This is a genomic window from Lactobacillus sp. W8093 (genome assembly GCF_016100925.1).
GTDB lineage: Bacteria > Bacillota > Bacilli > Lactobacillales > Lactobacillaceae > Lactobacillus > Lactobacillus helsingborgensis.
This window is the reverse complement of record NZ_JACFRL010000004.1, coordinates 69,468-95,364: the sequence shown is the minus strand read 5'-3', so window position 1 is coordinate 95,364 and position 25,897 is coordinate 69,468. Positions and strand designations below refer to the sequence as shown.

The window sequence follows — 25,897 nt, the reverse complement described above, 5'->3', positions numbered from 1 at the left end:
TTGATATTGACTTATTAAGAAAAAATGAGTATTATCGTTTATAACAAATTTAAGTAGTATCACGATTCAGAGTTCAGAGAACTAGCGGTTGGTGGGAGCTAGACAGGTCGTGCATGGCGAAATACGAGTAGGGTGGTTCCCGTATAGACCACAATTAAGGCACTTAGTAATAGTGTAAATGTGGGTGGTACCACGGCTAAAAATAACTAGTCGTCCCTAGATTCATCAATTGAATCTAGGGACTTTTTTGTTGGAGGAAAAAGATGGCAAACTTTGATATTTTAGAAGATTTAAATTGGCGTGGAGCTATTAACCAGCAGACTGATGAAGCTGGACTGACTAAATATTTGCAAGAACATGATAACTTGGCACTATATTGTGGTACCGATCCTACAGGTGATTCCCTTCATATTGGTCACCTTATTCCCTTCATGATTTTGAAAAGGTTCCAACTTGCGGGCTATCACCCTGTGATTGTTATTGGTGGTGGTACAGGAACAATTGGTGATCCTTCAGGACGCAAATCCGAGCGGGTACTTCTTAGTGCTGAAAAATTGCATGAAAACGAAGTAGCTCTTACCAAGCAAATGGAAAAATTGTTTGGTACTGAAAACTTTGAAATCGTTAATAATGCAGAATGGCTTGATAAATTAAGTCTAATCGAATTTTTACGTGAATATGGTAAACACTTCCAAGTGAACAACATGATTAATAAGGATGTAGTTGCCAGCCGCTTGGAAAATGGTATTTCCTTTACCGAATTTTCTTACCAAATTTTACAGGCTATTGATTTTTACCAATTGAATAAAAACTATGGTGTCCAAATGCAAATTGGTGGTAGTGACCAATGGGGCAATATTACAGCAGGAATTGACCTAATTCACAAGTTGATGGGTTCAGACAGACAGGCATTTGGTTTAACGATCCCATTAATGTTGAAAGCTGACGGTACCAAGTTTGGTAAATCTGCTGGTGGAGCTGTTTGGCTTGATCCTGAAAAAACCAGCCCTTATGAATTTTATCAATTCTGGATCAATCAAGATGATCGGGATGTAGTTAAATATTTGAAATACTTTACTTTCCTTAGCCATGAAGAAATAGACGATCTGGCAGAGCAAGTCAAATCAGAGCCGTGGAAGCGAACAGCGCAAAAGACACTCGCCAGAGAAGTAACAAAATTTGTTCACGGTGAAGAAGGCTTAAAAGAAGCAGAAATGATTACCGACGCACTGTTTTCCGGTGATATTAAGAATTTGTCGGTCAAGCAAATTGAGGAAGGGCTAAAGAGCGCGCCAACGGCTGAGACATCGTCTCAGAGCCAAAATATTGTGGACTTCTTAGTTGATACCCAAATCGAATCTTCCAAGCGTCAAGCTCGTGAAGATGTGACAAATGGAGCAATTTATGTGAACGGAGACCGTGAGCAGTCGGTAGATTTTGAAGTTGATCCTTCTAGAGCATTTGATGGTAAATATGTCATTATTCGCAAAGGTAAAAGAAAATACACTTTAGTTACAATTAAAGATTAGTCTAAAAGAGGCAGTTGCTATTTTCGCAACTGCCTCTTTTTTGATTCCAATTAAGGGAGTATAATAAGAAACACATCATTTTTTAATTTAGGAGGGAAAAATGCGTGCACGGGTAATACTTTATAATCCAGAACATAAAGCATTTTTATTGATCCACAGGTTTAAAAATGGGCGTGATTACTGGGTGGTTCCAGGTGGTGGCGCAGAAGAAAATGAAACTCCAGTGGCTACTGCAATCAGGGAAATAGGAGAGGAATTGGATCTTCAATTAAAGCCAGCTGCTCTAAGGCATTTTTTTACAAGTGAAGCAAAAGAAGAATTCTTTTACACTGAAATACCGTACATAGTCGCACCTGCAATCAGCGGCGAAGAAAAAGAACGCTCAAGTAAGTCTAATATTTATCAGCCGGAATGGGTGGCAGGTGCTGATTTAACTCAAATTAATTTAATGCCACCTGAAATTGCCGCTAAAATAATAACTGCAATTTGACAAAAAAGTGCTAAAATTACATGCTTTTCTGATATTAAAGCACTTTAAATTATCTTGATAGGAGAGTAAAAAATGGCTCGAAGTGATATTTTAGTAACAACCACCGAAAATATACCAGGTAAAAAATATGAAATTATTGGTGAGGTATTTGGTTTAACTACGCAGTCTAAAAATTTAATTAAAGACTTTGGCGCAGGTCTCAAGTCAATGGTTGGTGGTGAAATTCGGAGTTATACCAAAATGCTTGAAGATTCACGCAGTCAGGCATTGGAAAGGTTACGGCAAAGTGCTGCAGATGTAGGTGCAGACGCAATCGTAATGATGCGTTTTGACTCAGGCTCGATTGGCGGCGACATGCAATCCGTTGTTGCTTATGGTACAGCTGTGAGATTTATTGCAGATAATGACTAGATATAGTATTATTTGAAGTATTCGCTTCACGAGAGTGAATACTTTTTTGTTGAGTTTGATTTTGCCACTTTAGCTCAGGAGGTAGAGCACCGCCGTGGTAAGGAGGAGGTCCTCAGTTCAAATCTGGGAAGTGGCTTAATTTTTAATAACCTTAATTTATCAAATTATGATTTAGATAAGTGAAGGTTATTTTTTATTAATAATAATTGCTTTATCCAAAACTATTTAGGTCCTTCACTAAGTTGTAAAAAATTTTAGTAGAATTAAAGCCAGCAATGCTTTTGATGAACAATGCGTTAGGCAAAGTACAAATAAATGTGATTAATTGCTTTTTTATATTGCTTAAATTGCTAGTTAATTATATAACTAATAGTGTTAGGTATGTAATCTAATATAGGAAAAATTAAGTTATATCTTAAAGTAAGGAAGTTTATCTGCTATGAAGAAGATCAAATCAATCAAGAAACTGTTAATTGTGGGAGTGATGCTGTCCGTAGGCTCTGCTGCGCTAGTTGGCTTGAATTCTCATCCAGTTGCTGCCAAGCCGCTACCGCCTTTACCAGTTGCAACGACCAAGGATTTTAACAAGTTACAGAAGCTATCTAAAAAACCTGGTGCTCATTATATTAAAGCAAGAAAGTGGTATGCCAGCTTTGTTCCTGGCGATAATGTTGAAGCATATCGCTATCTTAAATCACATAAAAGGACAGGAACTAAGTCTGACCCAGGAGTTGATGACTGGGATATTTTTGTAGGTGCCGGAACAATTGCTGGTAAACGTTATTTCATTAGCAATATTGAAAACAGAGATGGAAAAACAAAGTACATGATTCCAGCAGAGTATTGTCATGTGCCTTATGGCTACAAGTTTAAAAAAGGTCATGCTACAGTCCATGATTATCTTGGTTCTTTGGCAAACGCCTGGAATGGTTATACAGAATTAGATAATGAATATGGTCGCGCATTTACCGAAGAAAATGTCATTTATAGTAATAAAGAAGATGCCACCTTTACTGTTACCCTCAAGGAAGATGGGCAGACACGTGGTAAGTATAAGGGCTTCTGGATTGGGCTTACGCCAATAAAATTTAGAGTTGACGGTACTGATACCTACGAAAATTATTATCCGCTATACAACTACGTGCCAAATGGTGAATTAGTTGTGAGTTATATTAAGACCGAAGATTTGAGTCAATTTAAACGGGCAACAGTTAAATATGATCACATTGGCACAATTACTAAGAGCCATAAATTTAAACCGGCTCATAAAAAGTTAGATATGTAGTTAATTTTAGTAAGAACTTTATCAAGAACAGAAGGAAAAAGCTATGAACGAGAAAATAGTGATAAAAAAGGACTTAGACGAAAAATCAATTGGTTTAAAAAATTTTTTGTTACAGCCATATGAAGGTTTCAGCAGTGAAAATGAAGATTTTGCGGCAATCATATATGTTAAGGGTGGCTGCAGTAATGGAAATAGTGAAGCTAAAAGTGATGATAAATCTGCTTGGATGTATTATATTAAAACACCTGATAAGCAATATGAAGACCATTCCAATACCGAGTTAAAAGGATTTTCACAAAATAGAATGACTTTAGAAGCTATTATTCAGGCAATGACTGGATTAATTAATTTACAAATAGATAGACATAAATTACTTTTTGTTACTGATTACAATGATCTGTTTGGTGGTATTACAGAATGGGGTAAAAGTTGGCAGGAAAATAGATGGACAAGATCAAAAAATAAAAAAATCATAGATCTAGACGAGTGGTTAATTATTTTTCATGCAGTTGAAGATTATTTCTCAGGGAGTAAAGTTTTGTTTTATTCCAAATCAACTCCTGAATTCAGTGAAGGTATGAATCAGGTAACAGAGTTTGTGAATAGCCAAACTGGATATAAAACATCACATTAATGTAACATTCTACTATTATTTATACCAAGATTTGTTAGTGCATTTTGACCAATATGAAAGAAAGTTTGGTCAAATTAACAAAAAGGGATAGACTATTAAGCAAGTACTATTGATTACTATACTTTAGGTCTATCTTTTTTGTAGTCAAAAAAACAAAAATAGTGGCTTAAAATCAACTCTAAAGCAGGAATTAATATGGTGGCATTCTAAAAAGTTCAAACTAGTGAGATATTTTTTAAAGCAATCGGCATAAGAAAATTGTAATATAAACTTCTTTATTGCTAGTTTTAATAAAAATAATTTACTGATTGGGAAGGAAATTAATTTGGATTTAACTAAAGTTACTGAATTTGTCAAAAAGCAGCTGCAAGATGAAAAAACCGGTCATGATTTTTATCATGGTCAACGGGTAGCACATTTGGCCAGCAAGATGTATTTGCAGGATAATCCTGACGCACATACAGATAGCCGCATGGTCGCTATTATTCAAGCTGCAGGATATTTGCATGACACTATTGACGAAAAAATTTGTGCGAACCCTGACCAAGTCTTAGCTGATATTAAAGAATTGCTTCCCCAAGCAGGTTTTACCTCGTTAGAAACTAAAGATATTTTATTTACTATGCAACATATGTCTTTTTCCGCTAATATCGAGCACCACTATCAGTTACCAGTATCTGGAGAATACGTGCAAGATGCTGACCGCATTGAGAGTTTGGGTGCAATTGGTATTGCTCGTGCTTTTACTTACGGCGGCGCTCATGGCAATGTGATCTATGATCCGAAAATTAAACCACAGAAGCTTGTAAGTCACGATCAGTACCGTGAACACACAGAAACAACAATTAACCATTTCTACGAAAAATTATTTCATTTGGCTGACTTAATGAATACTGCTAGTGGAAAAAAAGAAGCACAAAAAAGAACAGAATTTATGCGTAATTATGTGACAGAATTTATGGCTGAATGGAATGTTTAAACTGCGTGTAGCCTCATGCAGCTTTTTTGCGTTTTTATAAAAAAGCCAATTGCTGAGAAAATTTAATTTCAGGATTTTCCATTTTTAGCAGCGCTCTTTTACGGTCTAAACCGCCAGCGTAACCGGTTAAAGAGCCATTGCTGCCGATTACCCGATGACAGGGGATAATTAAACTAATGGGGTTATGTTTGATCGCAGCACCGATAGCTCGTGCTTTATTTACTTTATCTTTTTGTCCTTTTTGCACGTGCTCGGATAATTCTTTATAAGTAACCAGTTCACCGTAAGGCACTTTTTGTAATTCTTTAAGTACTTGCTGGGAAAACACTGACACATTGGGTTTAATAGGAACAGTCTGTGGGTCAGGATTTTGACCGGCAAAATATGCAGAAAGCCAATTTAAAGCCAGTTTAATTGGTTTATTAACAGAACTTTTAACGCTGGTTAAGTGGTAGTCAGCGCCAAAATATTTTTGATCGTTAAACCATAGTCCTAATAAATAATGCTGGTTGCTTAATAGCGTAATGCTGCCTAATTGAGATTGATAAAGACTTTTATATAATGTCATTCTTAATCCTTTATTTTGTTAAGTATATAAGAGATCGCTTGTTAAATATGGTTATATACCAAAAGTCGATTTGCGTAAATTAGCTATATCATATTGTACTGATAGTTGCGCTCAATTACTATATAATAATTTTAGGTTTAAACGATTATTGTCTGTATGATTAATTTAAAAGGAAAAATAAAAATTGGGTTATAAAATTTTTGTATCTTATAAATATCAGGATCATGATGTTGCCAAACTAGAAGGCGGTAAAAATCAGACCCCCAGAGATTATGTTGATTATTTGCAAAAAATTAGTTTCAGCGGGGATGACGTAAATAAAGCAGAAATTGCCAATGAAGATTATAGTGGACTCACAGATGAAGCTATCAAAAAATGTTTAGCAAAAAAGATTTGGGATTCGTCAATTACGTTGGTTTTGATTTCTCCCAATATGGTTGATCTCATGCAGGCAGAAAAAAACCAGTGGATACCGTGGGAGATTGCTCAGTCACTAAAAACGCGGACAAAAATAGCTAAAAGGACTCTGCCTAACGCCATTATCGCAGTTGTACTACCTAATTTTTCCGGTAAATATAATTACTTTGTTAACTATTGGAAATATATTGACCAAAATAACCAGCAACACCTGGTACGCAACATATCACTTAATCAGACTTTCAAAATCATTGCTCGGAATATGTTTAATCTCAAAGAACCAATGGTCGACTTTGTATCCGGTAAAAAAGTCTATCACGGAAATAGTAGCTATATAACTGTGGTCGAGTGGAATAAATTTATTAAAAATATGGATTATTATTTTAAAAAAGCAATCACTATCAGAAATAGCATTGCAGATTATAATCTCTCAGAAAAATTAGATTAACAATGGATTAAAACATTTCTATACGAAAATTTTGGATTTTTTCTTTGTTGTATACAAAAAAGAATAACATGTAGTTTACATTCATTTTCATGAAAAATGAGAACGTTGATAGATCAATACTCCATATTGTAGCCTATCTTTGACATAACCACTAAATATGGTATGTTATTACTGTTGATATTTACAGGAGGTCAAAATATGAAGTCAAAAATCAAAAAAATCTTTTCCATTAGTCTAGCGGCAGTTGCAGCTGGTCTGGCACTGACAGCATGTGCAGGAAAAAAACAAGGTGGCAGCAATAATTCAAGTAATAGTGCCAAGCACTCAATTGCTTTAATTACTGATACCGCGGGTGTTAACGATAATTCTTTTAATCAGTCTGCTTGGGAAGGCTTTAAGGAATATGGCAAAGATCATCATCTTAATCGCGGGCGTAATGGTTACCAGTACTTTCAATCTGGTAGCGCAGCAGATTTTGAGCCCAATTTTGATCAGGCAAGTAAAGCCGGTTACCAGACAATATTTGGCATTGGCTATAGTTTAAAAGATGCTGTTAAAGCAGCGGCTAAAAAGAATCCGAAAAAGAACTATGTCATTGTTGATGAAGTAATTAAGGGGCAAAAGAATGTGGCCTCAGCTAATTTCAAGAGTGAGCAAGCTTCTTATTTGGCAGGTGTAGTTGCAGCAACGGAAACAAAGACTAATGTCATTGGTTTCATTGGCGGCGCTCACGGCAATATTATTGACTTGTTTGATGCCGGTTTTACTAAAGGCGTTCATGACCAAGCTAAAAAATTGCATAAAAAGATTACGCTGTTAAATCAATATGTAGGTGATTTCAAGAGTGCTGATAAAGAGAAGGCAATTGCACAGTCGATGTATGCCAAAAAAGCGGATATTATCTTCCATGCTTCTGGTTTAGCTGGTAATGGTCTGTTCCAAGAGGCTAAGTCAATTAATCAGACAAGAACAGCTGCCAAAAAGGTTTGGGCTATTGGGGTTGATTCTGATCAATCTCATTTAGGCAACTACAAGAGTAAAGATGGTAAAAAAGATAACTTTGTTTTGACTTCAGTCATCACTGGTGTAAATGTAGCAACACGGGACATTTCTAATCGTGCATATAACGGAAAATTCCCTGGTGGTCAACAGTTAGTTTACGGTTTGAAAACTAATGGTGTTTCCATCAAACGCGGACAAATTAGTGAAAAAGCATGGCAATATTCGCGTCAGGCACGCGCTGAAATTATTAAGGGTAATATCAAAGTCCCGCTTCATCCAAGTAAATAGTTCGCAATATGCCAACATTTTTACCTATAAACAACCACAAAAAAATATATCTTGAATTAATACGTATTTTATTATAATATTGGTATTGAAAAGTTCGTATTTTGTGGAGGGTAATATCATGGGTAAGAAATTTACGAAATTTTTGTCATTAGGAATAATGGTGGCTTCGTTCACTTTGCTTTTGAATGCTTGTTCGGGAAAAAAACAGGGAACAGGCAATCAAAATAAGAAGGATAGCATCGCTTTAATTACAGATAGTAATGGTATTAACGATCAATCTTTTAACCAAAATGCTTGGGCTGGATTCAAGGATTACGGTAAGGAACATAACCTTAAGCAAGGCAAAGGCTATCAGTATTTTCAATCAAGCAGTGCAGCTGACTACACACCTAACTTTAATCAGGCTGCCAAATCTGGTTACCAAACTATTTTTGGTATCGGTTATATGTTAAAAGATTCAGTTAAGGCTGCTGCTAAGAAAAATCCTAAGAAAAATTTTGTAATCGTTGACGATGTAGTACCTGGTCAAAAAAATGTAGCATCTGTTACTTTCAAGAGCAATGAATCATCTTATCTAGGTGGTGTAGCTGCTGCTTATTCAACCAAAACTAATAAAGTTGGTTTCATTGGTGGAGCAAAATCAGCTGTCATTGATACTTTTGAAGCAGGTTTCAAACAAGGCGTAAAAGATGCTGCTAAAGCTCAACATAAAAAAATAACTGTCAGCATCCAATATATCGGTAACTTTACTTCAACTGATAAGGCAAAGTCGATTGCCCAATCAATGTATGCCGACAAATGTGATGTAATATTCCAAGCTGCCGGAAATGCGGGTAACGGTGTTTTCCAAGAAGCTAAAGCACTTAATCAAACTAAACCGGAAAGTAAGAAAGTTTGGGTAATTGGAGCTGACGTAGACCAGACAAACTTAGGCAACTATAAATCCAAGGATGGTAAAAAGGCTAACTTTACTTTAACTTCTGTTCTAAAGGGTTTAAACGTAGTGACCAAATCTTTAGCTGATGATGCAGCTGATGGCAAATTCCCCGGAGGGAAACATCTTGTCTATTCATTAAAGGACAACGGTGTTTCGATTATGAAGGGTAATCTTACATCAAAAGCTTGGCTTGCAGTAGAAAAAGCCAAGCAGCAAGTAGTTTCAGGGAAAATAAAAGTAGCGCAGAAATAAAGTAAATTATTGATTAAAACTCTTTGTGTATTCTTATGCAAAGAGTTTTTTACAAAAAAGGAAATTAACATAAAATGGAAAATATGACGAACGTAATAGAAATGCGCCATATTGTTAAGGATTTTAATGGTTTTAAAGCTAATAACGATATTAACCTGTCTTTGAAAAAGGGCGAGATTTTGGCTTTATTAGGGGAAAATGGCGCAGGTAAGTCAACTTTAATGAGTATTTTATCTGGCTTAATGACCCCAACTTCCGGTTCCATTTTGGTTCGCGGACAAAAAGTTAACATTAAAAATCCAACTGTCGCAAAAGATTTGGGTATAGGCATGGTTCACCAACATTTTATGTTGATGGAATCTTTTACCGTATTAGAAAATATTATTTTGGGTCACGAAACAACTAAGGGCCCAAAATTAGATTTAAAAAAGGCACAGCAGCAGATTAAAGCTTTATCTGAACGCTATAACTTAAATGTTGATCCTCAGAAAAAAATAAGTGAGATTACTGTGGCACAGCAACAGAGAGTGGAAATACTTAAGGTTCTGTATCGCGGTGCCGATATTATGATTTTTGATGAACCCACTGCGGTTTTAACTCCACAAGAAATTACTGAATTTATTCAAATTTTGCATGAGCTAGCTAAAGAAGGTAAATCGATTATTTTAATTACTCATAAATTAGAAGAAATTGAACGTTCAGCTGACCGTGTGACTGTTATTCGGGCTGGTCGCAGCGTAGGGACTTTTGATGTCGCTAACGTTGATAATAACCGGTTGGCAGAATTGATGGTTGGTCGCCACGTTAACATGGAGCTTAATAAACCAACTGAAAAAGTTGGTAAGACAATGTTGCAAGTTGAAAATTTACAAGTTAAAAACAAACAAAACGTTGCTGTAATTAAAGGGATGTCCTTTGAATTACATGCTGGTGAGATTTTGGGAGTTGCCGGTATTGATGGCAATGGTCAAGATGAACTAGCTAGAGTGTTAACGGGCTTGCAGCATTTTCATTCTGGCAAAATTATCATCGACGGTGAAGATATGACCAACCGTAAAGTGCGTCAAATTACTGAAAAGGGCGTGTCATATATTCCTGCTGACAGGCAAAAATATGGCTTAATTTTACCTTTTTCTGTTTCTGATAATTTAGCTTTACAAACTTACTATCAAGAACCATTTTCACGCCACAATGTCATGCATTATGATGTCATTCATGAACATGCTCAAAAGTTAATTAAGCAATTTGATATTAGAACGACAAGTGAAAGAGTGCCCGTCAGTGATTTATCCGGTGGTAATCAGCAAAAAGTGATTATTGCCCGTGAACTAAGCCGCAACAGCAATTTAATTATTGCTTTTCAACCGACACGCGGACTTGATGTTGGTGCTATTGAATACATTCATAATCAACTTCTAAATGAACGAGCTCAGGGTAAAGCAATTTTGCTAATATCGTATGAACTTGATGAGATTATGCAGTTGTCTGATCGCATTATTGTACTTCACAATGGCAGTATTTCTGGCGAAGTCAGACCAGAAAACACCAGTGATGAGGAGTTAGGTTTATTAATGACTGGCGTTAAGAAAGAAGGCAGCGCACTTGCTTAAAGTAACACTAAAAACTAAGAAAATCCTAGTCCCAATTGTTTCCATTTTGGCAGGCTTTATTGTTGGTGCTGTCATCATGCTGATTTGGAGCTATAATCCGTTTCAAGCTTATGCTTCAATGTTTTCTAGTGCATTAGGTAACATGAACGGTATCGGTGAAACCATTCGTGAAGCTACGCCACTGATTTTTACCGCTATCGGCTTTGCTATTGCTTCAACTGCCGGTTTTTTCAATATTGGTTTACCCGGTCAGGCTCAAGCTGGTTGGCTATCATCCATTTGGGTAGTTCTTGCCAACCCGCACATGCCTAAAGTAATTTTGCTTCCGCTAGCTGTGCTTACTGGTATTCTTGCCGGTGCGCTTGTTGCCGGTGTAGCCGGCTGGTTGCGCGCTCAGTTTGGTACCAACGAAGTGATTACAACAATAATGATCAATTATATTGTGCTGTATTCTTGCCAGTACTTAATGCAACAAGTTATGCCGGGTCAATTAAGGGTTGACACTGATACTACAAAAACAATTGCTGCTAATGGCAGCTTAAAAATTGATTGGCTCAGTTCAATGTTTGGTGATTCGCGGATTAATGCGGGAATTTTTATTGCTCTGGTTGCCGTCTTTTTATACTGGTATTTAATGAGAAAAACTACTACTGGTTTTGAAATCCGTTCGGTTGGTACGAACGCTGCAGCCAGTCGCTATGCTGGTATGTCTGCTAAAAAGAATATTATGCTGTCTATGTTACTATCTGGCGGCTTTGCCGGTCTAGGTGGTGTTGTGCAAGGTCTTGGTACTTATCAAAACTACTTTACCCAAACAACTAGTCTGGATATTGGTTGGGACGGTTTGTCTGTAGCTCTTCTTGGCGGGGGCACGGCTATTGGTATTCTTCTAGCATCATTACTATTTTCTATTTTAAAAATTGGTGGCTTAGGGATGCAGACCATTGCCGGTATTCCTTATGAGATTGTTTCAATAGTAATTGCTGCTATTATTTTCTTCGTTGCAATTCAGTATGTCATTGGTCTTTTATTTAAAACCAAAAAGGCTAAGGCAATTCAAGAACAAACTGAGGGCACAGAAAAAAAGTCGGAAAATGTGGTGGTGAGTTCCACTAAGGCTCAAGGAGGACAAAATTAATGAATTTAGTTTCAATTTTAGCGCTAATTGTGTCATCAACTTTTGTGTATTCAGCACCACTGATCTTTACAGCTTTAGGTGGAGTTTATAGCGAAAACTCGGGGATTACCAACATTGGTCTTGAAGGAATAATGACAATGGGTGCTTTTTCTGCTATTGTGTTTAACCTGACTTTTGCTTCTACTTTTGGTAAGGCAACTCCTTGGCTTGGTCTTTTGGTCGGCGGTATTGTAGGTTTGCTCTTTTCATTGCTGCACGCGGTTGCTACCATTAATTTTCATGCTGATCACATTATCAGCGGAACCGTGCTTAACCTCATGGCACCACCACTAGGAGTGTTTTTAATCAAAGCAATTTATGATAAGGGGCAAACTGAAAATATTACTCAAAGTTTCGGTTACTTTAGCTTTCCTGGCTTGGCTAATATCCCTGTCATTGGTCCAATCTTCTTTCAAAATACTTCAGCGCCTGCGTGGTTGGCAATAATTGTGTCAATTTTGTTATGGTGGATTTTATATAAAACCCGCTTTGGGTTACGCCTGCGCTCTTGTGGTGAAAATCCGCAAGCCGCAGATACTTTAGGAATTAATGTTTATGGAATGCGCTATGCCGGCGTGTTAATATCCGGCTTTTTAGGTGGAATAGGCGGTGCAGTATTTGCAGAAGCAATTTCAGGCAACTTTTCAGTTTCTACTATCGTAGGGCAAGGTTTTATGGCGCTAGCCGCTATGATTTTTGGTAAGTGGAATCCATTAGGTGCAATGCTAGCGTCACTATTCTTTGGTTTTGCTCAAAGTATCAGCATTATTGGCAATCAATTACCATTCTTTAGCCACATTCCTGCTGTTTATATGCAAATTGCCCCATACGTAATTACCATTTTAGTTTTAGTCCTGTTCTTTGGAAAATCTGTTGCTCCAGCAGCGGATGGTCAAAATTATATTAAGTCGAAATAGGTAGAAAAATGAAAGAAATATATTTTAATCATGACGGTAATATTGATGATTTAGTGTCATATTTGTTACTTTTATTGGCTCCAGACATTAAATTAATTGGGGTCAGTGCAATTGATGCTGACGGTTATGTTGATCCTGCTGTTGAAGTATGCCGTAAAATGACGGACAGATTTAACTTACGCGGTGACCAAATAGAAATTGCCAAGTCAAATTCACGGGCTGTAAACCAATTTCCAGAAGAATGGCGTAAAGCTGCTTATTCATTTGATTTTTTACCATTATTAAATCAATCTGGCAAAATGATTACTAAAATGGCAGAAAAGCCTGCCCATTTAGATATGGTCGAAAAAATTATGGCGGCAAGTCAACCTGTAACTTTAGTTATGACTGGGCCGTTAACAGATTTGGCGCGCGCTTTAGAAACTAATCCTAAAATTGCAGATAACATTGAAAAACTGTATTGGATGGGTGGAGCGCTTGATGGACATGGTAATGTTATTCAAGTTAACGCTGATGGTACACAAGACTGGAATACCTTTTGGGATCCATTTGCACTTGAAAGAGTATTGCAATCTAATATTCCAATACAAATTGTAGGTCTTGAAAGCAGTGAAGAACTGCCACTAACAGATGAGATAAGAATGCATTGGGCCAGCTTACGTGAATATCCAGCTGCTGATTTAGTTGCGCAAGGCTATTGCCTTTTAGTTAATCCTCCAACTAAGAGTGTCCAGTTATACTTCTGGGACGTTTTAACTATAATTAGTGTCCTTTATCCTGAAGTGATTTTAGAAAGTAAAAAGCACCAAATAAAAGTAATTACGGAAGGATTAGCTGCTGGCCGTATGGAAGATGATCCTAATGGTCGGGAAATCACTTTAGTTACTAAAGCTGATAAAAAGCTATTCTTTAAGAAATTTGATGAATTATTACTACGAAGTAAGTAATTAATATTTGTAACAAAAAAGACGAAATTCGTGTTTGAATTTCGTCTTTTTATTAGTTATAGCTTAGCTTAAGCAAGTGAGTCCCAAGCTGGTAAGTCTGTAATAGGACCTTCGGCAATAGCTACTTGTTCTGGAGTCAGGTACTTCTTGTGAACAACAACTTCGTAAACATAATCTTTAAACCAGTCGTTGTTCATGACGAAGAAACCTTTGTCACCGTTCTTTTCACCCCAAGAGTTTTCAACTTTCCATTGGCGAACATGACCGCCGTCCTCATCCACGCCGACTAAAGTCATAGCATGAGTTGAGGCACCAGCACCAGTTCTTAAGCGGTCAGCCTTAGACATCTTAAGGTCTACGCCAAAGAGATCGCTTAATTGATAGAGGTCACTGTCAAGATAACCCTTCTTACGATCGCTTTGTTCACCAACATCATTACCAAACCAAACAGCCTCACCATCTTTTAATTGGTTAACAGCTGCAGTTTCCAAGTATTCCATCGGCACATTCAAGAATTTAATGCGATAAGAACCTTCAACGTTATCTTCAAATGGCAGACCATATAACTTATCATATTCATGATCTGGTGCATTAGACAATACAACGTAATCATTGAAGTCAACATCGCCCATGTATTTATGCAAAAATTCTAGTGGGGTTAAATCTTTGTCCAAATGATATTTCTTGTCATCATCACGGTATTCCAAATCAAATTTCTTAGGTGGTTCACCGACTGCAATTGCCGTCATTTGGTAAACTTCACTTAGGAATTGTTTACGGGCTTTCTCGACTTCATCGTCTTTACCGTCTTGCTTTAATTTACGTAGGACTAGCGCATCTTTTTTGAGCTTATCACCCAAAGCCTTGGCAAAGCCCATAGTATTATTGGCGTTAAAGCTTTCAGGCATAGCATAAGAAGGCACAACGCCATATTTTTCAATCAAAGCAGCTCCCATGTGGAATTGACCACCATCTTCACCGGCACCATCTAAATGAGCTTTAACGGTGCGTGAATCAAGCGGCTCATCGGCAGTAGCCAAAATATTGTCATAAAAAATATTTGCGCGCTCGATTTTATCCCAGAAAAAGTTGTAGCTTTGTGAGAAAGTAAAGTTCTTACAGTGATATTTTTTGCCAAAATTGTGGCGTAAAATGTTTAAAGTAGCAAATTCCCAGCAACGACCTGATTGGCGTTGATTAGTAACATTTTCTGTGTCAAGTTCGGTTGAAAATACACGGGTCAATTCACTTTGAACGCGATCATTGTAAGCAGCTGTTAAAACACCACTTTTTTGAGCAGCTCGAGCAACAACTTGATTTTGCGGATTTTTATTAAAGTTTTCCGCAAACTTTTCCAGTTCTTGGACAGTTAGTTTATGAGCCATAAAATATATTCTCCTTTTTTAATCTATTTTTAAATTACTTTATATTTTAAGCTAAAAGAAAAGCGAGTTCAATAGCTGAACCCACTTTGACTTTATAATCCTAAAACTTGTTTCTTCTTAGCCGAAAATTCTTCTTCAGTTAATATTCCTTCATCAACTAACTCTTTTAATTGCTTTAACGCTGCAATCATATCTTGAGTATTTTCTGGTGCATTTTGTACTGGATCGTTTTGAATACTTTGTTGGTAATTCTGCGACATGCTTTTAATAGCATCTGCTAAAATTGGTGCGGCAGTTTTATCTAAATCGTTAAGAAAAATATTTGTTGCGCCATTGGCTATTTGAATTTAGCAGTTAATAATCTTGAGAATGAAAAAGATTAAAAGGTGAGGTGGTCTCTGCTCTAGTGGACTGCGTATTAGTAATAATCGAACTGCAAGAATAACTATGTTAAATTATTATTGATATTCTTAGATTAAAACTATTTAAAGCAGGTAAAAACAAAATAAGCCAACCGGAACTTAATCTGGTTGGCTTATTTTATTGTTTCTGAAAAGTTTTATTTTAAAAACAGTTCAGATAAATTTAAATAGACTTTCTCTTATATCAATGAGTTAATATATTTTGATGACTGAAAGCAATTAGTCAATTTGAATTGAGTTATCACTTGCACCAGCTTGTTGCTTTGGCAGGGTAATAGTCAATACACCGTTATCGTATTTGGCGTGAATGTCACTTGCAACCACATTTGGCAATCTGAAGCTGCGTGAAATGTGACCTTCACTTCTCTCACGGTGAATTATGCTATTGTCCTTAGACATATCTTTGAAAGACTTTCTTGAGCCTGATACACTCAAAATACCATTATTATAATTAAGGTGGATCTTGTCTTTATCCATTCCCGGCATATCAACTTTAATTACATATTCTTTGTCGTTTTCAACAACATCTGATTGCATTAATTTTGCTACTTCGTTATCGTCAAAAAATTTTCTTGGAAGATCAAACCAATCGTTCATCGCATCGAATAAATCATTGTGCCGATTCATCATATCATTTGCCATAGTAAAAAACTTCCTTTCAAAATTTATATATTTGTATCAGAAGACTTTCATTTCTTCCTGACACTTATTATTATAGTATGCAGATTTTTAAAATGGAAATAATTAGCACTCTTATTTTATGAGTGCTAAAAATTAAATAAGAAAGCTAATATTACAGTGCTTTAAGCATGTGGATAATTTTAGCAGCAAAAATATAGGAGAAAAATATTTTGGCTTATTATCAAAAAATGACACCACAGGGCTATCAAAAAATTAAAGATGAAATTGCTGATTTGAAAAAGGACCGACCGCGAAGAATTAAAATTTTGCAGGAAGCACGCTCACTAGGTGACTTATCGGAAAATACTGAGTATACGGAAGCAAAACGTGATTTAGGTCACCTTCAAAGTCGCCTGCGTTATTTGGAAAAGCAATTGAAATATGCCGAAATCATTGAAAAAAAGGCTGATGGCAAAGTAGATTTGGGCAAGACAGTCACACTAAAATTTGCTGATGACCCAGAAACTGAAACATATCAAATTGTCGGTCGTATGGAAGCTGATATTGCTGCTGGAAAAGTTGCGTTTGATTCGCCGTTAGGGCAGGCAATCATGAAAAAAGAAGTTGGTAAAACCGTCAGTGTTGCTGCACCGGCTGGTGAATATCAAGTTACTATTGAAAAAATTGACTAATTTTCCGCTTGATTATTCGAACTTGTGTTTGTATAATTTATTTTAGCGAACACAGGTTTGCAATAGGAAGTGAAAGCAATGTATGATTATCGTTATGAGCCGCACCGTTTGATTTTCATGATTGATAACAAGTCATTCTTTGCTAGCTGTGAGGCCCTGCAATTAGGATTAAATCCGATGAAAGCTGTATTAGCGGTTGTTTCGCATCAGCCGCATACAAATTATGGCTCAGGTCTAATTATGGCGGCCTCACCTTTAGCGAAGAAAAAGTATGGGTTGACTAACGTCATGAGAGTCCGGGATCTACCTACGAAAAAAGAAGCACCAGATTTAATTTTGGTAGAGCCACATATGAATTTATACATCAAGCGCAGCATGCAGGTATTGGCAATTTTTCAAAAGTATGCTGCTGATGAAGATATCCATGTTTACTCAATTGATGAAAGCATGATTGATATGACTAAATCCTGGCGTTTGTTTGGAGATGACCCTTATCTGGTTGCGCGTAAAATGCAAGTAGAAATTAAAAACAAGATAGGCCTTTATACTACTTGCGGCATTGGAGAGAATCCCCTGCTAGCTAAACTGGCAATGGACATATCAGCCAAGCACCGCTGTTCAATGATTGATTATTGGCATTATATTGATGTGCCGGATACTATTTGGCAAATTAAAGATTTGGAAGAAGTTTGGGGGATTGGCAAAAGAATAGCTCGGCGCTTGCATCACCTACATATTAATAATATGTATGAACTGGCACATACTAATCCGGCAATTTTGAAAAAAGAGTTTGGCGTAATTGGTGAACAGCTATTTGCGATTAGCTGGGGAGTTGATCGCAGCATTATTAGCGAAAAATATTATCCCATAATGAAGAATTACGGCAATTCGCAGATTTTAAACCGTGATTACACAAATCAACGAGAAATTGAAATAGTTTTGCGTGAAATTGGCGAACAGGTTGGTGCCAGAATACGTGCTCATCGTTTACAAGCTGGCTGTCTTAGCTTATTTGTTGGCTTTTCTAAGTATGAACAAGATGGTAGTCGCAAGGGCTTTAACGTGCAGCAAAAAATTTGTCCCACTAACGATAATGATTTGTTGGTTGAAGAAATACTGGCACTTTTTCGTAAAAACTGGCGTGGTGAAACAGTACGTGCTTTAGGGGTTAATTGTAGCCGCTTGGCACCAGATAATTGTCAGCAATTAACCTTTTTTGTTCCCGCGACGCAGCAAATTAAAAAGCACACAATAAATATAACTGTTGACAAAATCAGGAAAAAATACGGTTTTACCAGTTTAGTCAAAGCCTCAAGTCTGTCTAAAGGGGCAACGGCGATAAGACGCAGCAGTCTTGTTGGCGGACATAATGGTGGAAATGCTTATGAATGATTTTGATAAAATTGTCCAAGATTTTTTTAAAAACTACCAAGATCGTAAAATGAAAAAGTGGCAAGGCTTCTTTTTAAGTGATCATACTATGGCAATTAATAAAGATAAGCAAGAGCGCAGCGTAAAGCATCCTGCTAAAGATACTATGAGTATAGAAGATATAAGTTTGCAGCTACTCAAGGCGTACGGTAATCACCGCATGGTCCACCTGCAGCTTAAGGTTATGAATGACGACAATCAGTTGCCGGCAGATATTGTTGGCTTTGTCAGTGGTTATAGTGAAGACGGCATTATTGTTGCTGGTCAAAAAATTGCTTTGGAGGATATAAATAATATTAGTGTAGATTAATAAATCTGCCTTGATATTTTATCTAGGCTACTTTTTTTGCTATAATATGGAACTTGTAGAGTAAATAATATTATAGAGGTAATTTTTGTGAATACACCAGCATCAAGGCAAGGCAACTTAATACGCTATCTTATTTATTTTATTAGCTATTTAATGGTTGCCGGAGTGATTAAGCTAGTTACTGCTAATTCACCAATTCATATTTGGGATCTAATCTTATTTGCAACTATCTCATTAATGGTTTCATTGTTTTTTATTTATCGCTTTAATAGGGAACAACGTTTTTTTGACCGTAGCTTTGCGGGTTCTTGGCTTAGCAACTTTGGCTTAATTATTAGCCTGACTGTTGTGGTAACTGCATTGCGAATTAGTGTTTCATGGCTCCAATCATATGGCAGGCTTAAACTATATAATTTTCAAATTGTCTATTTACACCATGAAGGAGTAGCGACTTACTGGTTTTTAGTAGTGGCCATTGGTGTAGTTTTGCCGATATTGCAGCAATTTTTAATCACTGGTTTTTTATTTAACTATGCTTTTAGAAGCAACACTGTTTCAACTGCAATTTTAGGGATACTAACTTCAGGTATCTTATTCAGTCTTCTTAATTGGCAGCATTCATTACCTTTACTACTTATTAATGTGATTTTTGGAGCCCTTTTTGCTTGGTCATACCTTTATACGCAAACTTTATGGATGCCAATTTATTTAGCAGTATTAAATGGCGTTCTCCTAATGATTATGACTTAAGTAATCGAAATTAGAAAAAGTCAGGAAATAATGTTTCCTGGCTTTTTCTAATTTCGATTCAAAAGTTGTTATCACACTGTTAGGTTCTACAAATTGTTTTTTGCAATACAAGTTAACTGTTATTGCATCCTAATGACTGCAGCGTAGATCTTGACTATTTACTTGCACATTTTATACCCAGTTAACAAGAAAAGGTGCAACTACCTTTTAAAAAGATAGCTGTAATAACTTATAATTAAAAGTTAAATTTATTGCTGGTAACTAATAATTCGGCAGCTAAAAAGCAATGACTTTGATGGTCATTGCTTTTTAATTAAGCGGATAGCGTGAATCGAACCCGCATCTTCAGCTTGGGAAGCTAACATTTTACCATTAAACTATACCCGCATTACTCAAACAGTTTACCATGTTTCGTTTTCGAAACCAAGTTTTGTTTTTTAAAATTTTGCAAGTAAGCAGCTAAGAGAAGAAAAATTTCCTAAAGTAATATCATTTTTTTAAGAGCTCTAGTCTCAATTTGCGTAATAATAAATAGGAGCGAGAAGCTGTTTGAATTAATTTGGAGCTATTGTTATTACTTTTTAGGTGGTAACATAACAGAATCAAGACTTAACTGGCTGCGATCAACTAAAGATGAAAAGTTCTGAAATAGCCACTGGCGCAGTTCAGCAGCCTCGAGAACTAAAGGCATCCGGTTATGAATTTCAGCGTAAGTCTTATTTGGCTGAGTAGTAACCATTGAAAAATGATCCTTTTGATAAATTCCAGCAATTAGTGTTAATGCACTGTTTGTATTTTTGAAACTGAAGCGCTCATGGTATGTATGACCATTTGCGGCAGAATAAGTATTATGTCCTGATTCAAAAAATTGGCTGGCAACAATAATACAACGAGATTTGGCAAAAGAAGAATCCCACATTGACCGTTTTTCTGCAAAAAAGCGTTCAATTCGTGCATTAAATATGACTTTGTTTTGATCATACGGACTAGGATAACCCCATGATTTGGGCAGTAGCTGCAACTGGTTATCAGCATAAACCAAAACGGGAGCAAAACCTTTAGGAAAAATGTTCTGGTTTTGAGGCAAATTGCTTGCCGGTTCTACTAAAGGCAAATTTAAGTCATTTACTAAGTATTTTTTAATTTCTGCTAAACTTGGCAGTTGAAATTGATTGCACATTTTTTCCTCCGTATTTAATCATTGCATGATTTTTGGTAGAATTAATATAATTATTACATTAAAAAGATTTTAATTATTTAAGGAAGGTAAATTATGATGAAAAAGAAAGTTATCCTTACAGGTGACCGACCAACAGGAAAATTGCACGTGGGACACTATATTGGCTCGTTAAAAAACAGGGTTAAATTGCAAAACTCAGGTGAATATCACCCATTTATCATGATTGCCGACACGCAAGCTTTAACTGATAATGCGCGTAATCCTGAAAAAATTCGCAAAAGTTTAATCCAAGTAGCACTGGACTACTTGGCAGTAGGTATAGATCCTGAAATTTCTACAGTTTTCATTCAATCACAAATACCAGCTTTGTTTGAACTGACAGCCTATTATATGGACTTAGTTACGGTGAGCCGTTTGGAGCGTAATCCGACTGTCAAGGCTGAGATCAAGCAGAAAGGTTTTAATGATTCTATTCCCGTTGGGTTTTTAAATTATCCAGTGTCGCAAGCAGCCGATATCACAGCCTTTAAAGCAACTTTGGTACCAGTTGGAGACGATCAGGAGCCAATGCTAGAACAAGCACGTGAAATTGTGCGGACTTTTAACCGTGTTTATAACCGCAATGTTTTAGTTGAACCTAAAGGCTATTTCCCTGAAAAGGGCGAAGGACGCTTACCCGGCTTAGATGGTAACGCCAAAATGTCCAAATCCTTAAATAATGCTATTTATCTGTCTGACGATGCCAAGACCGTTGAACAAAAAGTAATGTCAATGTATACTGATCCGCAGCACATTCATGTTGAAGATCCAGGCAAAGTGGAAGGCAATACTGTCTTTACCTACCTTGATATTTTTGATCCTGACAAGGATAAGGTAGCGCAATTAAAGGAAGATTACCAAAAAGGCGGTTTGGGTGACGTCAAAATTAAGCGTTACTTAAATACGGTGTTGGAGAAAGAATTGGCACCGATACGTGAGCGTCGTGCTCAATATGAACAGGATACATCTGTTGTCTATGATATGTTGATTGAGGGCTCTAAAAAGGCAAACGAGGTGGCCAACCAAACCTTACAAGAGGTGCGGGACGCCATCGGTTTGAATTATTTTAAGAGGTAACTAAAATGCGTAAGCGAATTCCTTGGAAACAGTACTTTATGATGCAGGCTTTGGTCATTGCCCAAAGGTCAACTTGTGATCGGGCTTTAGTCGGCAGTGTTTTAGTGAAAAAGAATCGTATAATCGGAACCGGTTATAATGGTTCTGTTACTGGTCAGCCGCATTGTGATGATGTGGGTCATCAATTAGTTGACGGGCATTGTGTGCGCACCATTCATTCTGAAATGAACTCACTTATTCAATGTGCGCGCAATGGTGTTTCAACAGATGACACAGAAATTTATGTCACACACTTTCCCTGTTATAATTGTGCTAAGGCATTAGTGCAAGCTGGAATTAAAAAAATCAATTATTATTTTGATTATAATGACAATCCGCTGGCAATCAAACTTTTTAAAGACTGTGGGGTTCCTTATGAACAAATTAACATCGATCGCGAATATGTGGAGCAATTGGCACATAAGCTGGAAGATGCTGAAAACTAAACTAGTTTTTTTTACAGCATTAATTGGTGTTTTTCTAACAACGACTGGTTTTACTAGTCCCAACATTAAAGATAATAGCAATTTGCTTGAACGTGAAACCAGCAAGTTAATTTTAGCAAAAAATGATCGTTATTTTCAGACCAGTGAACAGCCACAAATAATTGTTAAAACGGTAAATCGCGTCGATCACCTAACGCCTGCTAAATTGAATAAGTATAAACGCACTGTTTTTATTGTAGTAGGAACCAAAAATAAAAAACGCAATGTGCAGATTTATTCCAGTAAAGACTTACACAGCGCTTTTAGTGCTGATGTTAGAGGAAATATAATTCGTTCTCAATCCGACAAGTTGCGCAGTACTAATAAAAAAGAATTTAATGAAGGTTTGCGTTTCGTTTTTAGGGCTTGTGCAACTACAATTGACCAGCGTTACCAGTATTCATTAGACAAGTATGATTTGTCCAGCAATGAAAGAGCCCAGCTTACTCATCCGCACAAGGTGGCATTGCCGATTGCATTAGCTCTAGGCCTAGTAGTTGGAGGTTTAATTTATTTCTTTAAAAATAATCTTTACCGAAAAAGGTAAAATAGTTGACTTTTTACTGATTAATGTATTAAACTCACAATGCAAATTGAATAAAAACAAAATAAACTGTTAGGTGAGACTCCTACGTGAACAAATGCTATCGCCCGGAAACATCCAGAGATGCCAACGGGTCAAATAGTTATCGTCGATATAAGGCGAAAACCAGATGGCTAGCAGCAAGGCTTACGTCACGTAGTGTTAAAACTGAACGATGAGTATAATAATACCTGTTGAAAAAGGGTCGCCAAGCGGTTAGCATGGGCGGTCCTTTTTTAGTTTGTTTGATTTTGTTTTGTGAGGAAAAGGAGTGGGGGAAATGCTGAGAAAACCAAATGGTACAGCTGCTAACAAAGATCTGGCCCTGGTCAAGGCAATTGCCAAAGAAAGCAGGTCGGAAACTTTAGCGCGGTTGCATGCAAGCAGTAACGGCTTGTCTAGCGAACAGGCTGAAAAAAATAGGGCAGAATATGGCTCAAATACTATCGCCACCAGTAAACATAATTCTAAGTTACGCTTTTTAGCGGAGGCTTTTATTACTCCTTTCACTTTAGTGTTACTTGTTTTAGCTACTCTTTCTTTGTTTACTGATTATATTTTTGTACCAGCGGGAGAAAAGGATTTAACTACTGTTGCTATTATGGTGACAATGGTGCTTATTTCGGGTATTACCAGTTTTGTCCAAAACATCAGATCGTCAAATGCAGTAGATTCTTTACTTAAGATGGTTTCTGTAACTACGGATATTATTCGTGATGGCAAAGATCAAGAAATTGACACCAGTAAAGTAGTTGTAGGTGATGTGATTCGCCTAGCCGCTGGTGATATGGTGCCGGCTGACATGCGGCTTTTGACGAGCAAGGACCTTTTCTGCTCGTCAAGTTCCTTAAATGGTGAGTCTAATCCGGTAGAAAAAATTGCTACCAGAAAACCCAAGTTAGGGTCTGATAGAGATTATTTAGATTATCCCAACATTTTATACGAAGGCACGACTATCGTTTCAGGTTCTGGGCTCGGAATTGTTTTTGCCACCGGCGAAAGAACAATGTTTGGCAAATTGGCCCATGATATTTCACATAATGATGTGAAAAATACAACATTCGACATTGGTATCAAAAATGTTTCGAAATTATTGATCATCATGACCGCGATTATTGCTCCCTTAGTTTTTATTATTAACGGGATAACTAAAGGCGATTGGATTAATGCGCTAATATTCTCAATTGCTACTGCTGTGGGACTTACGCCGGAAATGTTGCCTGTGATTGTAACAACCAATCTGGTTAAGGGTTCGATTGAGATGTCGAAAAAAGGCACCATTGTTAAAAAGATGAATTCCATTCAAAATTTTGGGTCTGCCGATATCTTGTGTACTGATAAAACTGGTACGTTAACACAAGACAAAGTAGTTCTAGAGCGTCATTATGATTTGAATTTACAAGAAAACCCGCGCATTTTGGAATTAGGCTACCTTAACTCTTACTATCAAACAGGGATGAAGAACTTGATAGATAAAGCTATTATTGAGGCTGCGGGGGATGAACTGGACATCAGCGAGATCCAACGTGATTACAATAAGATTGACGAGATTCCCTTCGATTTTTCCAGAAGACGAATGAGCGTAGTGGTAGAAAATTCCGATGAACAGCACGGAAAACACTTGTTAGTAACTAAGGGTGCTTCAGAAGAAATGATGGCCGTTGCTACTAAACTGGAAGTTGACGGACAAATTTTACCGCTGACTCCTGAGCGTAAACAGAGGGTAATGGCTAAAGTCAACGATATGAACGATGACGGCTTGCGCGTTATTATGTTGGGATACAAGCGCAATCCTGCTCCAGTTGGTGAATTTTCAGTCAAAGATGAAAATGATCTGATCTTATGCGGTTATCTGGCTTTTCTTGATCCACCAAAAGAGAGTGCGAAGGATGCTTTGGCACGGCTTAAATATGATGGCATCAACGTTAAAATTTTAACTGGAGACAATGAAGCTGTTACTAGAACTGTTGGCTTACAAGTCGGACTAAATGTTGACACAGTCTATTCAGGCGCAGATCTTGAAGGTAAAAAGCCTGAAGAACTAGCAAAAATGGTTGAAGAATGCAATATTTTTGTTAAATTATCGCCAGAAGATAAAACTAAAATTATTAACTTACTAAAGCAAAATGGTCATACTGTAGGCTATATGGGTGATGGCATTAATGATGCTCCGGCGATGAAAGCAGCCGATGTTTCAATTTCTGTTGACACGGCTGTCGATATTGCCAAAGAATCTGCTGATATTATTCTGCTTCATAAAGATTTAAACGTCTTAGAAGAAGGCGTAAGAATTGGCCGTAAGGTATTTGGTAATACCATGAAGTATATTAAAATTACCCTGTCATCTAATTTTGGTAATATCCTATCAATCATGGTGGCTTCGTCCTTCTTGCCGTTTTTACCGATGCTGCCTTTGCAGCTCTTAGTCTTAGACCTACTTTACGGAACCAGTTGCTTGGCACTACCGTTTGACGATATGTCTGATAGGTTTTTGAAAGAGCCAAGAACATGGTCTACTAAAAAATTACCTAAATTTATGTTTTATTTTGGTCCGACATCATCGGTATTTGATATCTTAACCTTTGCTTTGCTTTTCTTTGTAATTTGTCCACAACTTGTAGGTGGAAATTACAGTGCAATCAGTGAAACACAAAAGGTTGCTTTCGTAGCTCTATTTCACACAGGTTGGTTTATTGAATCACTGTGGACACAAGAAATGGTCATTCATGCTTTACGTGGTCCACGTCTGCCGTTTATTAAGCAACACGCTGCACCGGGAGTCACGCTGGCAACATTTGGCGCAGGTGTTATTGGTAGCTTAATCCCATTTTCATTTTTGGCACAAAAGTTGGGCTTTGGCAAAATGCCAATCTCATTTATGTGGGTAGTTTTTGCTATACTCGTAATGTATATTTTATTGACAACGCTGGTTAAGCATTTCTACCTCAAGGGCGAAAGATTTTTAATTTAGAAAATTGAATTTGATTGCTAA

The 25,897-nt window shown here is 36.9% G+C and carries 25 protein-coding genes, 2 tRNA genes, 1 pseudogene and 1 riboswitch; of the genes and pseudogenes, 22 read left to right on the top strand and 6 right to left on the bottom strand.

Going from position 1 to position 25,897, the window contains the following annotated elements; translation table 11 throughout:
- Positions 1 to 263: 263 nt before the first annotated feature.
- The 7 genes from tyrS (at position 264) to H3T47_RS03840 (ending at position 5,328) form a co-directional block, all read left to right on the top strand.
- On the top strand, positions 264 to 1,529 hold the full coding sequence (gene tyrS / locus H3T47_RS03870; RefSeq protein ID WP_199282611.1) for a tyrosine--tRNA ligase: 1,266 nt from the start codon (positions 264 to 266) through the stop codon (positions 1,527 to 1,529).
- Between the two features lie 100 nt (positions 1,530 to 1,629).
- On the top strand, positions 1,630 to 2,019 hold the full coding sequence (locus tag H3T47_RS03865; RefSeq protein WP_199282610.1) for an NUDIX domain-containing protein: 390 nt from the start codon (positions 1,630 to 1,632) through the stop codon (positions 2,017 to 2,019).
- Positions 2,020 to 2,091: 72 nt separating this feature from the next.
- Entirely contained in the window at positions 2,092 to 2,430 is a 339-nt protein-coding gene (locus tag H3T47_RS03860; protein ID WP_038524086.1) for a heavy metal-binding domain-containing protein, read from the top strand.
- 63 nt (positions 2,431 to 2,493) lie between these two features.
- Positions 2,494 to 2,566, top strand: a tRNA-Thr gene (locus tag H3T47_RS03855).
- Between the two features lie 303 nt (positions 2,567 to 2,869).
- Complete coding sequence (locus tag H3T47_RS03850; protein WP_199282609.1) at positions 2,870 to 3,715, top strand: hypothetical protein; 846 nt, start codon at positions 2,870 to 2,872, stop codon at positions 3,713 to 3,715.
- 43 nt (positions 3,716 to 3,758) lie between these two features.
- On the top strand, positions 3,759 to 4,349 hold the full coding sequence (locus tag H3T47_RS03845) for an RNase H family protein (RefSeq protein ID WP_199282608.1): 591 nt from the start codon (positions 3,759 to 3,761) through the stop codon (positions 4,347 to 4,349).
- A 325-nt stretch (positions 4,350 to 4,674) separates the two neighbouring features.
- Positions 4,675 to 5,328: an HD domain-containing protein gene (locus tag H3T47_RS03840; RefSeq protein WP_109918756.1), complete on the top strand. Its 654-nt coding sequence runs from the start codon at positions 4,675 to 4,677 to the stop codon at positions 5,326 to 5,328.
- 34 nt (positions 5,329 to 5,362) lie between these two features.
- Here H3T47_RS03840 and H3T47_RS03835 read toward each other — a convergent pair whose 3' ends face one another.
- The gene (locus tag H3T47_RS03835; RefSeq protein WP_199282607.1) at positions 5,363 to 5,896 is read right to left on the bottom strand and encodes a methylated-DNA--[protein]-cysteine S-methyltransferase; all 534 of its coding nucleotides are present in this window, start codon (positions 5,894 to 5,896) and stop codon (positions 5,363 to 5,365) included.
- A 184-nt stretch (positions 5,897 to 6,080) separates the two neighbouring features.
- On the opposite strand from H3T47_RS03835, the gene H3T47_RS03830 reads away from it, so the two are divergent.
- The 7 genes from H3T47_RS03830 to H3T47_RS03800 all read left to right on the top strand — a co-directional run bounded on the left by H3T47_RS03830 (position 6,081) and on the right by H3T47_RS03800 (position 13,891).
- On the top strand, positions 6,081 to 6,761 hold the full coding sequence (locus H3T47_RS03830; RefSeq protein WP_199282606.1) for a TIR domain-containing protein: 681 nt from the start codon (positions 6,081 to 6,083) through the stop codon (positions 6,759 to 6,761).
- Between the two features lie 198 nt (positions 6,762 to 6,959).
- Positions 6,960 to 8,051, top strand: coding sequence for a BMP family protein (locus H3T47_RS03825; protein ID WP_199282605.1), 1,092 nt, complete (start codon positions 6,960 to 6,962; stop codon positions 8,049 to 8,051).
- Positions 8,052 to 8,169: 118 nt separating this feature from the next.
- Entirely contained in the window at positions 8,170 to 9,240 is a 1,071-nt protein-coding gene (locus H3T47_RS03820) for a BMP family protein (RefSeq protein ID WP_038524069.1), read from the top strand.
- Between the two features lie 74 nt (positions 9,241 to 9,314).
- Positions 9,315 to 10,850: an ABC transporter ATP-binding protein gene (locus tag H3T47_RS03815; protein ID WP_305067076.1), complete on the top strand. Its 1,536-nt coding sequence runs from the start codon at positions 9,315 to 9,317 to the stop codon at positions 10,848 to 10,850.
- Positions 10,843 to 11,988 (top strand): ABC transporter permease, encoded by a 1,146-nt coding sequence (locus H3T47_RS03810; RefSeq protein WP_052059678.1) that lies wholly within the window; start codon positions 10,843 to 10,845, stop codon positions 11,986 to 11,988. The genes H3T47_RS03815 and H3T47_RS03810 overlap by 8 nt, the downstream gene beginning before the upstream one ends.
- Entirely contained in the window at positions 11,988 to 12,944 is a 957-nt protein-coding gene (locus H3T47_RS03805) for an ABC transporter permease (protein ID WP_199282604.1), read from the top strand. Before H3T47_RS03810 ends, H3T47_RS03805 begins: the two co-directional genes overlap by 1 nt.
- Before the next feature lie 8 nt (positions 12,945 to 12,952).
- Positions 12,953 to 13,891 carry a nucleoside hydrolase gene (locus H3T47_RS03800; protein WP_109918750.1) on the top strand — a complete coding sequence of 313 codons (939 nt, stop codon included), beginning with the start codon at positions 12,953 to 12,955 and terminating at the stop codon, positions 13,889 to 13,891.
- Between the two features lie 68 nt (positions 13,892 to 13,959).
- On the opposite strand, the gene H3T47_RS03795 is transcribed toward H3T47_RS03800, so the two are convergent.
- From H3T47_RS03795 to H3T47_RS03785, 3 genes and pseudogenes are all read right to left on the bottom strand, one after another.
- On the bottom strand, positions 13,960 to 15,276 hold the full coding sequence (locus tag H3T47_RS03795) for a C1 family peptidase (protein WP_046327577.1): 1,317 nt from the start codon (positions 15,274 to 15,276) through the stop codon (positions 13,960 to 13,962).
- Positions 15,277 to 15,368: 92 nt separating this feature from the next.
- A pseudogene (locus H3T47_RS09410) lies at positions 15,369 to 15,470 on the bottom strand (SHOCT domain-containing protein); the annotation flags it as partial.
- Between the two features lie 447 nt (positions 15,471 to 15,917).
- Positions 15,918 to 16,340: an Hsp20/alpha crystallin family protein gene (locus H3T47_RS03785; protein ID WP_034978036.1), complete on the bottom strand. Its 423-nt coding sequence runs from the start codon at positions 16,338 to 16,340 to the stop codon at positions 15,918 to 15,920.
- A gap of 209 nt (positions 16,341 to 16,549) precedes the next feature.
- Between H3T47_RS03785 and greA the strand changes: the two genes are divergently transcribed.
- From greA to H3T47_RS03765, 4 genes are all read left to right on the top strand, one after another.
- Positions 16,550 to 17,011, top strand: a complete 462-nt coding sequence (gene greA, locus H3T47_RS03780; protein ID WP_199282602.1) for a transcription elongation factor GreA — start codon at positions 16,550 to 16,552, stop codon at positions 17,009 to 17,011.
- Between the two features lie 78 nt (positions 17,012 to 17,089).
- Complete coding sequence (locus H3T47_RS03775; protein ID WP_199282601.1) at positions 17,090 to 18,403, top strand: Y-family DNA polymerase; 1,314 nt, start codon at positions 17,090 to 17,092, stop codon at positions 18,401 to 18,403.
- Positions 18,396 to 18,752 carry a hypothetical protein gene (locus H3T47_RS03770; protein ID WP_046327574.1) on the top strand — a complete coding sequence of 119 codons (357 nt, stop codon included), beginning with the start codon at positions 18,396 to 18,398 and terminating at the stop codon, positions 18,750 to 18,752. The genes H3T47_RS03775 and H3T47_RS03770 overlap by 8 nt, the downstream gene beginning before the upstream one ends.
- An 87-nt stretch (positions 18,753 to 18,839) precedes the next feature.
- Positions 18,840 to 19,502, top strand: a complete 663-nt coding sequence (locus H3T47_RS03765; RefSeq protein ID WP_109918744.1) for a CPBP family intramembrane glutamic endopeptidase — start codon at positions 18,840 to 18,842, stop codon at positions 19,500 to 19,502.
- A gap of 316 nt (positions 19,503 to 19,818) precedes the next feature.
- On the opposite strand, the gene H3T47_RS03760 is transcribed toward H3T47_RS03765, so the two are convergent.
- A tRNA-Gly gene (locus tag H3T47_RS03760) sits at positions 19,819 to 19,889 on the bottom strand.
- A gap of 187 nt (positions 19,890 to 20,076) precedes the next feature.
- A complete protein-coding gene (locus tag H3T47_RS03755; RefSeq protein ID WP_199282600.1) occupies positions 20,077 to 20,682 on the bottom strand; it encodes an SOS response-associated peptidase family protein in 606 nt (201 codons plus the stop codon).
- 96 nt (positions 20,683 to 20,778) lie between these two features.
- Here H3T47_RS03755 and trpS point away from each other — a divergent pair, with 96 nt between their 5' ends.
- From trpS to mgtA, 4 genes are all read left to right on the top strand, one after another.
- Positions 20,779 to 21,798 (top strand): tryptophan--tRNA ligase, encoded by a 1,020-nt coding sequence (gene trpS, locus H3T47_RS03750; protein WP_038525044.1) that lies wholly within the window; start codon positions 20,779 to 20,781, stop codon positions 21,796 to 21,798.
- Positions 21,799 to 21,803: 5 nt separating this feature from the next.
- Complete coding sequence (locus tag H3T47_RS03745) at positions 21,804 to 22,283, top strand: deaminase (RefSeq protein WP_038524032.1); 480 nt, start codon at positions 21,804 to 21,806, stop codon at positions 22,281 to 22,283.
- Complete coding sequence (locus H3T47_RS03740; protein ID WP_046327571.1) at positions 22,270 to 22,869, top strand: hypothetical protein; 600 nt, start codon at positions 22,270 to 22,272, stop codon at positions 22,867 to 22,869. Before H3T47_RS03745 ends, H3T47_RS03740 begins: the two co-directional genes overlap by 14 nt.
- Before the next feature lie 58 nt (positions 22,870 to 22,927).
- Positions 22,928 to 23,093: riboswitch (M-box (ykoK) riboswitch) on the top strand.
- 92 nt (positions 23,094 to 23,185) lie between these two features.
- Positions 23,186 to 25,876, top strand: a complete 2,691-nt coding sequence (gene mgtA, locus H3T47_RS03735; RefSeq protein WP_199282599.1) for a magnesium-translocating P-type ATPase — start codon at positions 23,186 to 23,188, stop codon at positions 25,874 to 25,876.
- The last annotated feature ends 21 nt before the right edge of the window (positions 25,877 to 25,897 follow it).

Bases quoted from the DNA above. Each gene is read 5' to 3' on its own strand.
- tyrS (WP_199282611.1), top strand. From the start codon at position 264: ATGGCAAACTTTGATATTTTAGAAGATTTAAATTGGCGTGGAGCTATT.
- H3T47_RS03865 (WP_199282610.1), top strand. From the start codon at position 1,630: ATGCGTGCACGGGTAATACTTTATAATCCAGAACATAAAGCATTTTTA.
- H3T47_RS03860 (WP_038524086.1), top strand. From the start codon at position 2,092: ATGGCTCGAAGTGATATTTTAGTAACAACCACCGAAAATATACCAGGT.
- H3T47_RS03850 (WP_199282609.1), top strand. From the start codon at position 2,870: ATGAAGAAGATCAAATCAATCAAGAAACTGTTAATTGTGGGAGTGATG.
- H3T47_RS03845 (WP_199282608.1), top strand. From the start codon at position 3,759: ATGAACGAGAAAATAGTGATAAAAAAGGACTTAGACGAAAAATCAATT.
- H3T47_RS03835 (WP_199282607.1), bottom strand. From the start codon at position 5,896: ATGACATTATATAAAAGTCTTTATCAATCTCAATTAGGCAGCATTACG.
- H3T47_RS03825 (WP_199282605.1), top strand. From the start codon at position 6,960: ATGAAGTCAAAAATCAAAAAAATCTTTTCCATTAGTCTAGCGGCAGTT.
- H3T47_RS03820 (WP_038524069.1), top strand. From the start codon at position 8,170: ATGGGTAAGAAATTTACGAAATTTTTGTCATTAGGAATAATGGTGGCT.
- H3T47_RS03815 (WP_305067076.1), top strand. From the start codon at position 9,315: ATGGAAAATATGACGAACGTAATAGAAATGCGCCATATTGTTAAGGAT.
- H3T47_RS03805 (WP_199282604.1), top strand. From the start codon at position 11,988: ATGAATTTAGTTTCAATTTTAGCGCTAATTGTGTCATCAACTTTTGTG.
- H3T47_RS03800 (WP_109918750.1), top strand. From the start codon at position 12,953: ATGAAAGAAATATATTTTAATCATGACGGTAATATTGATGATTTAGTG.
- H3T47_RS03795 (WP_046327577.1), bottom strand. From the start codon at position 15,276: ATGGCTCATAAACTAACTGTCCAAGAACTGGAAAAGTTTGCGGAAAAC.
- H3T47_RS03785 (WP_034978036.1), bottom strand. From the start codon at position 16,340: ATGGCAAATGATATGATGAATCGGCACAATGATTTATTCGATGCGATG.
- H3T47_RS03775 (WP_199282601.1), top strand. From the start codon at position 17,090: ATGTATGATTATCGTTATGAGCCGCACCGTTTGATTTTCATGATTGAT.
- H3T47_RS03770 (WP_046327574.1), top strand. From the start codon at position 18,396: ATGAATGATTTTGATAAAATTGTCCAAGATTTTTTTAAAAACTACCAA.
- H3T47_RS03755 (WP_199282600.1), bottom strand. From the start codon at position 20,682: ATGTGCAATCAATTTCAACTGCCAAGTTTAGCAGAAATTAAAAAATAC.
- trpS (WP_038525044.1), top strand. From the start codon at position 20,779: ATGAAAAAGAAAGTTATCCTTACAGGTGACCGACCAACAGGAAAATTG.
- H3T47_RS03745 (WP_038524032.1), top strand. From the start codon at position 21,804: ATGCGTAAGCGAATTCCTTGGAAACAGTACTTTATGATGCAGGCTTTG.
- H3T47_RS03740 (WP_046327571.1), top strand. From the start codon at position 22,270: ATGCTGAAAACTAAACTAGTTTTTTTTACAGCATTAATTGGTGTTTTT.
- mgtA (WP_199282599.1), top strand. From the start codon at position 23,186: ATGCTGAGAAAACCAAATGGTACAGCTGCTAACAAAGATCTGGCCCTG.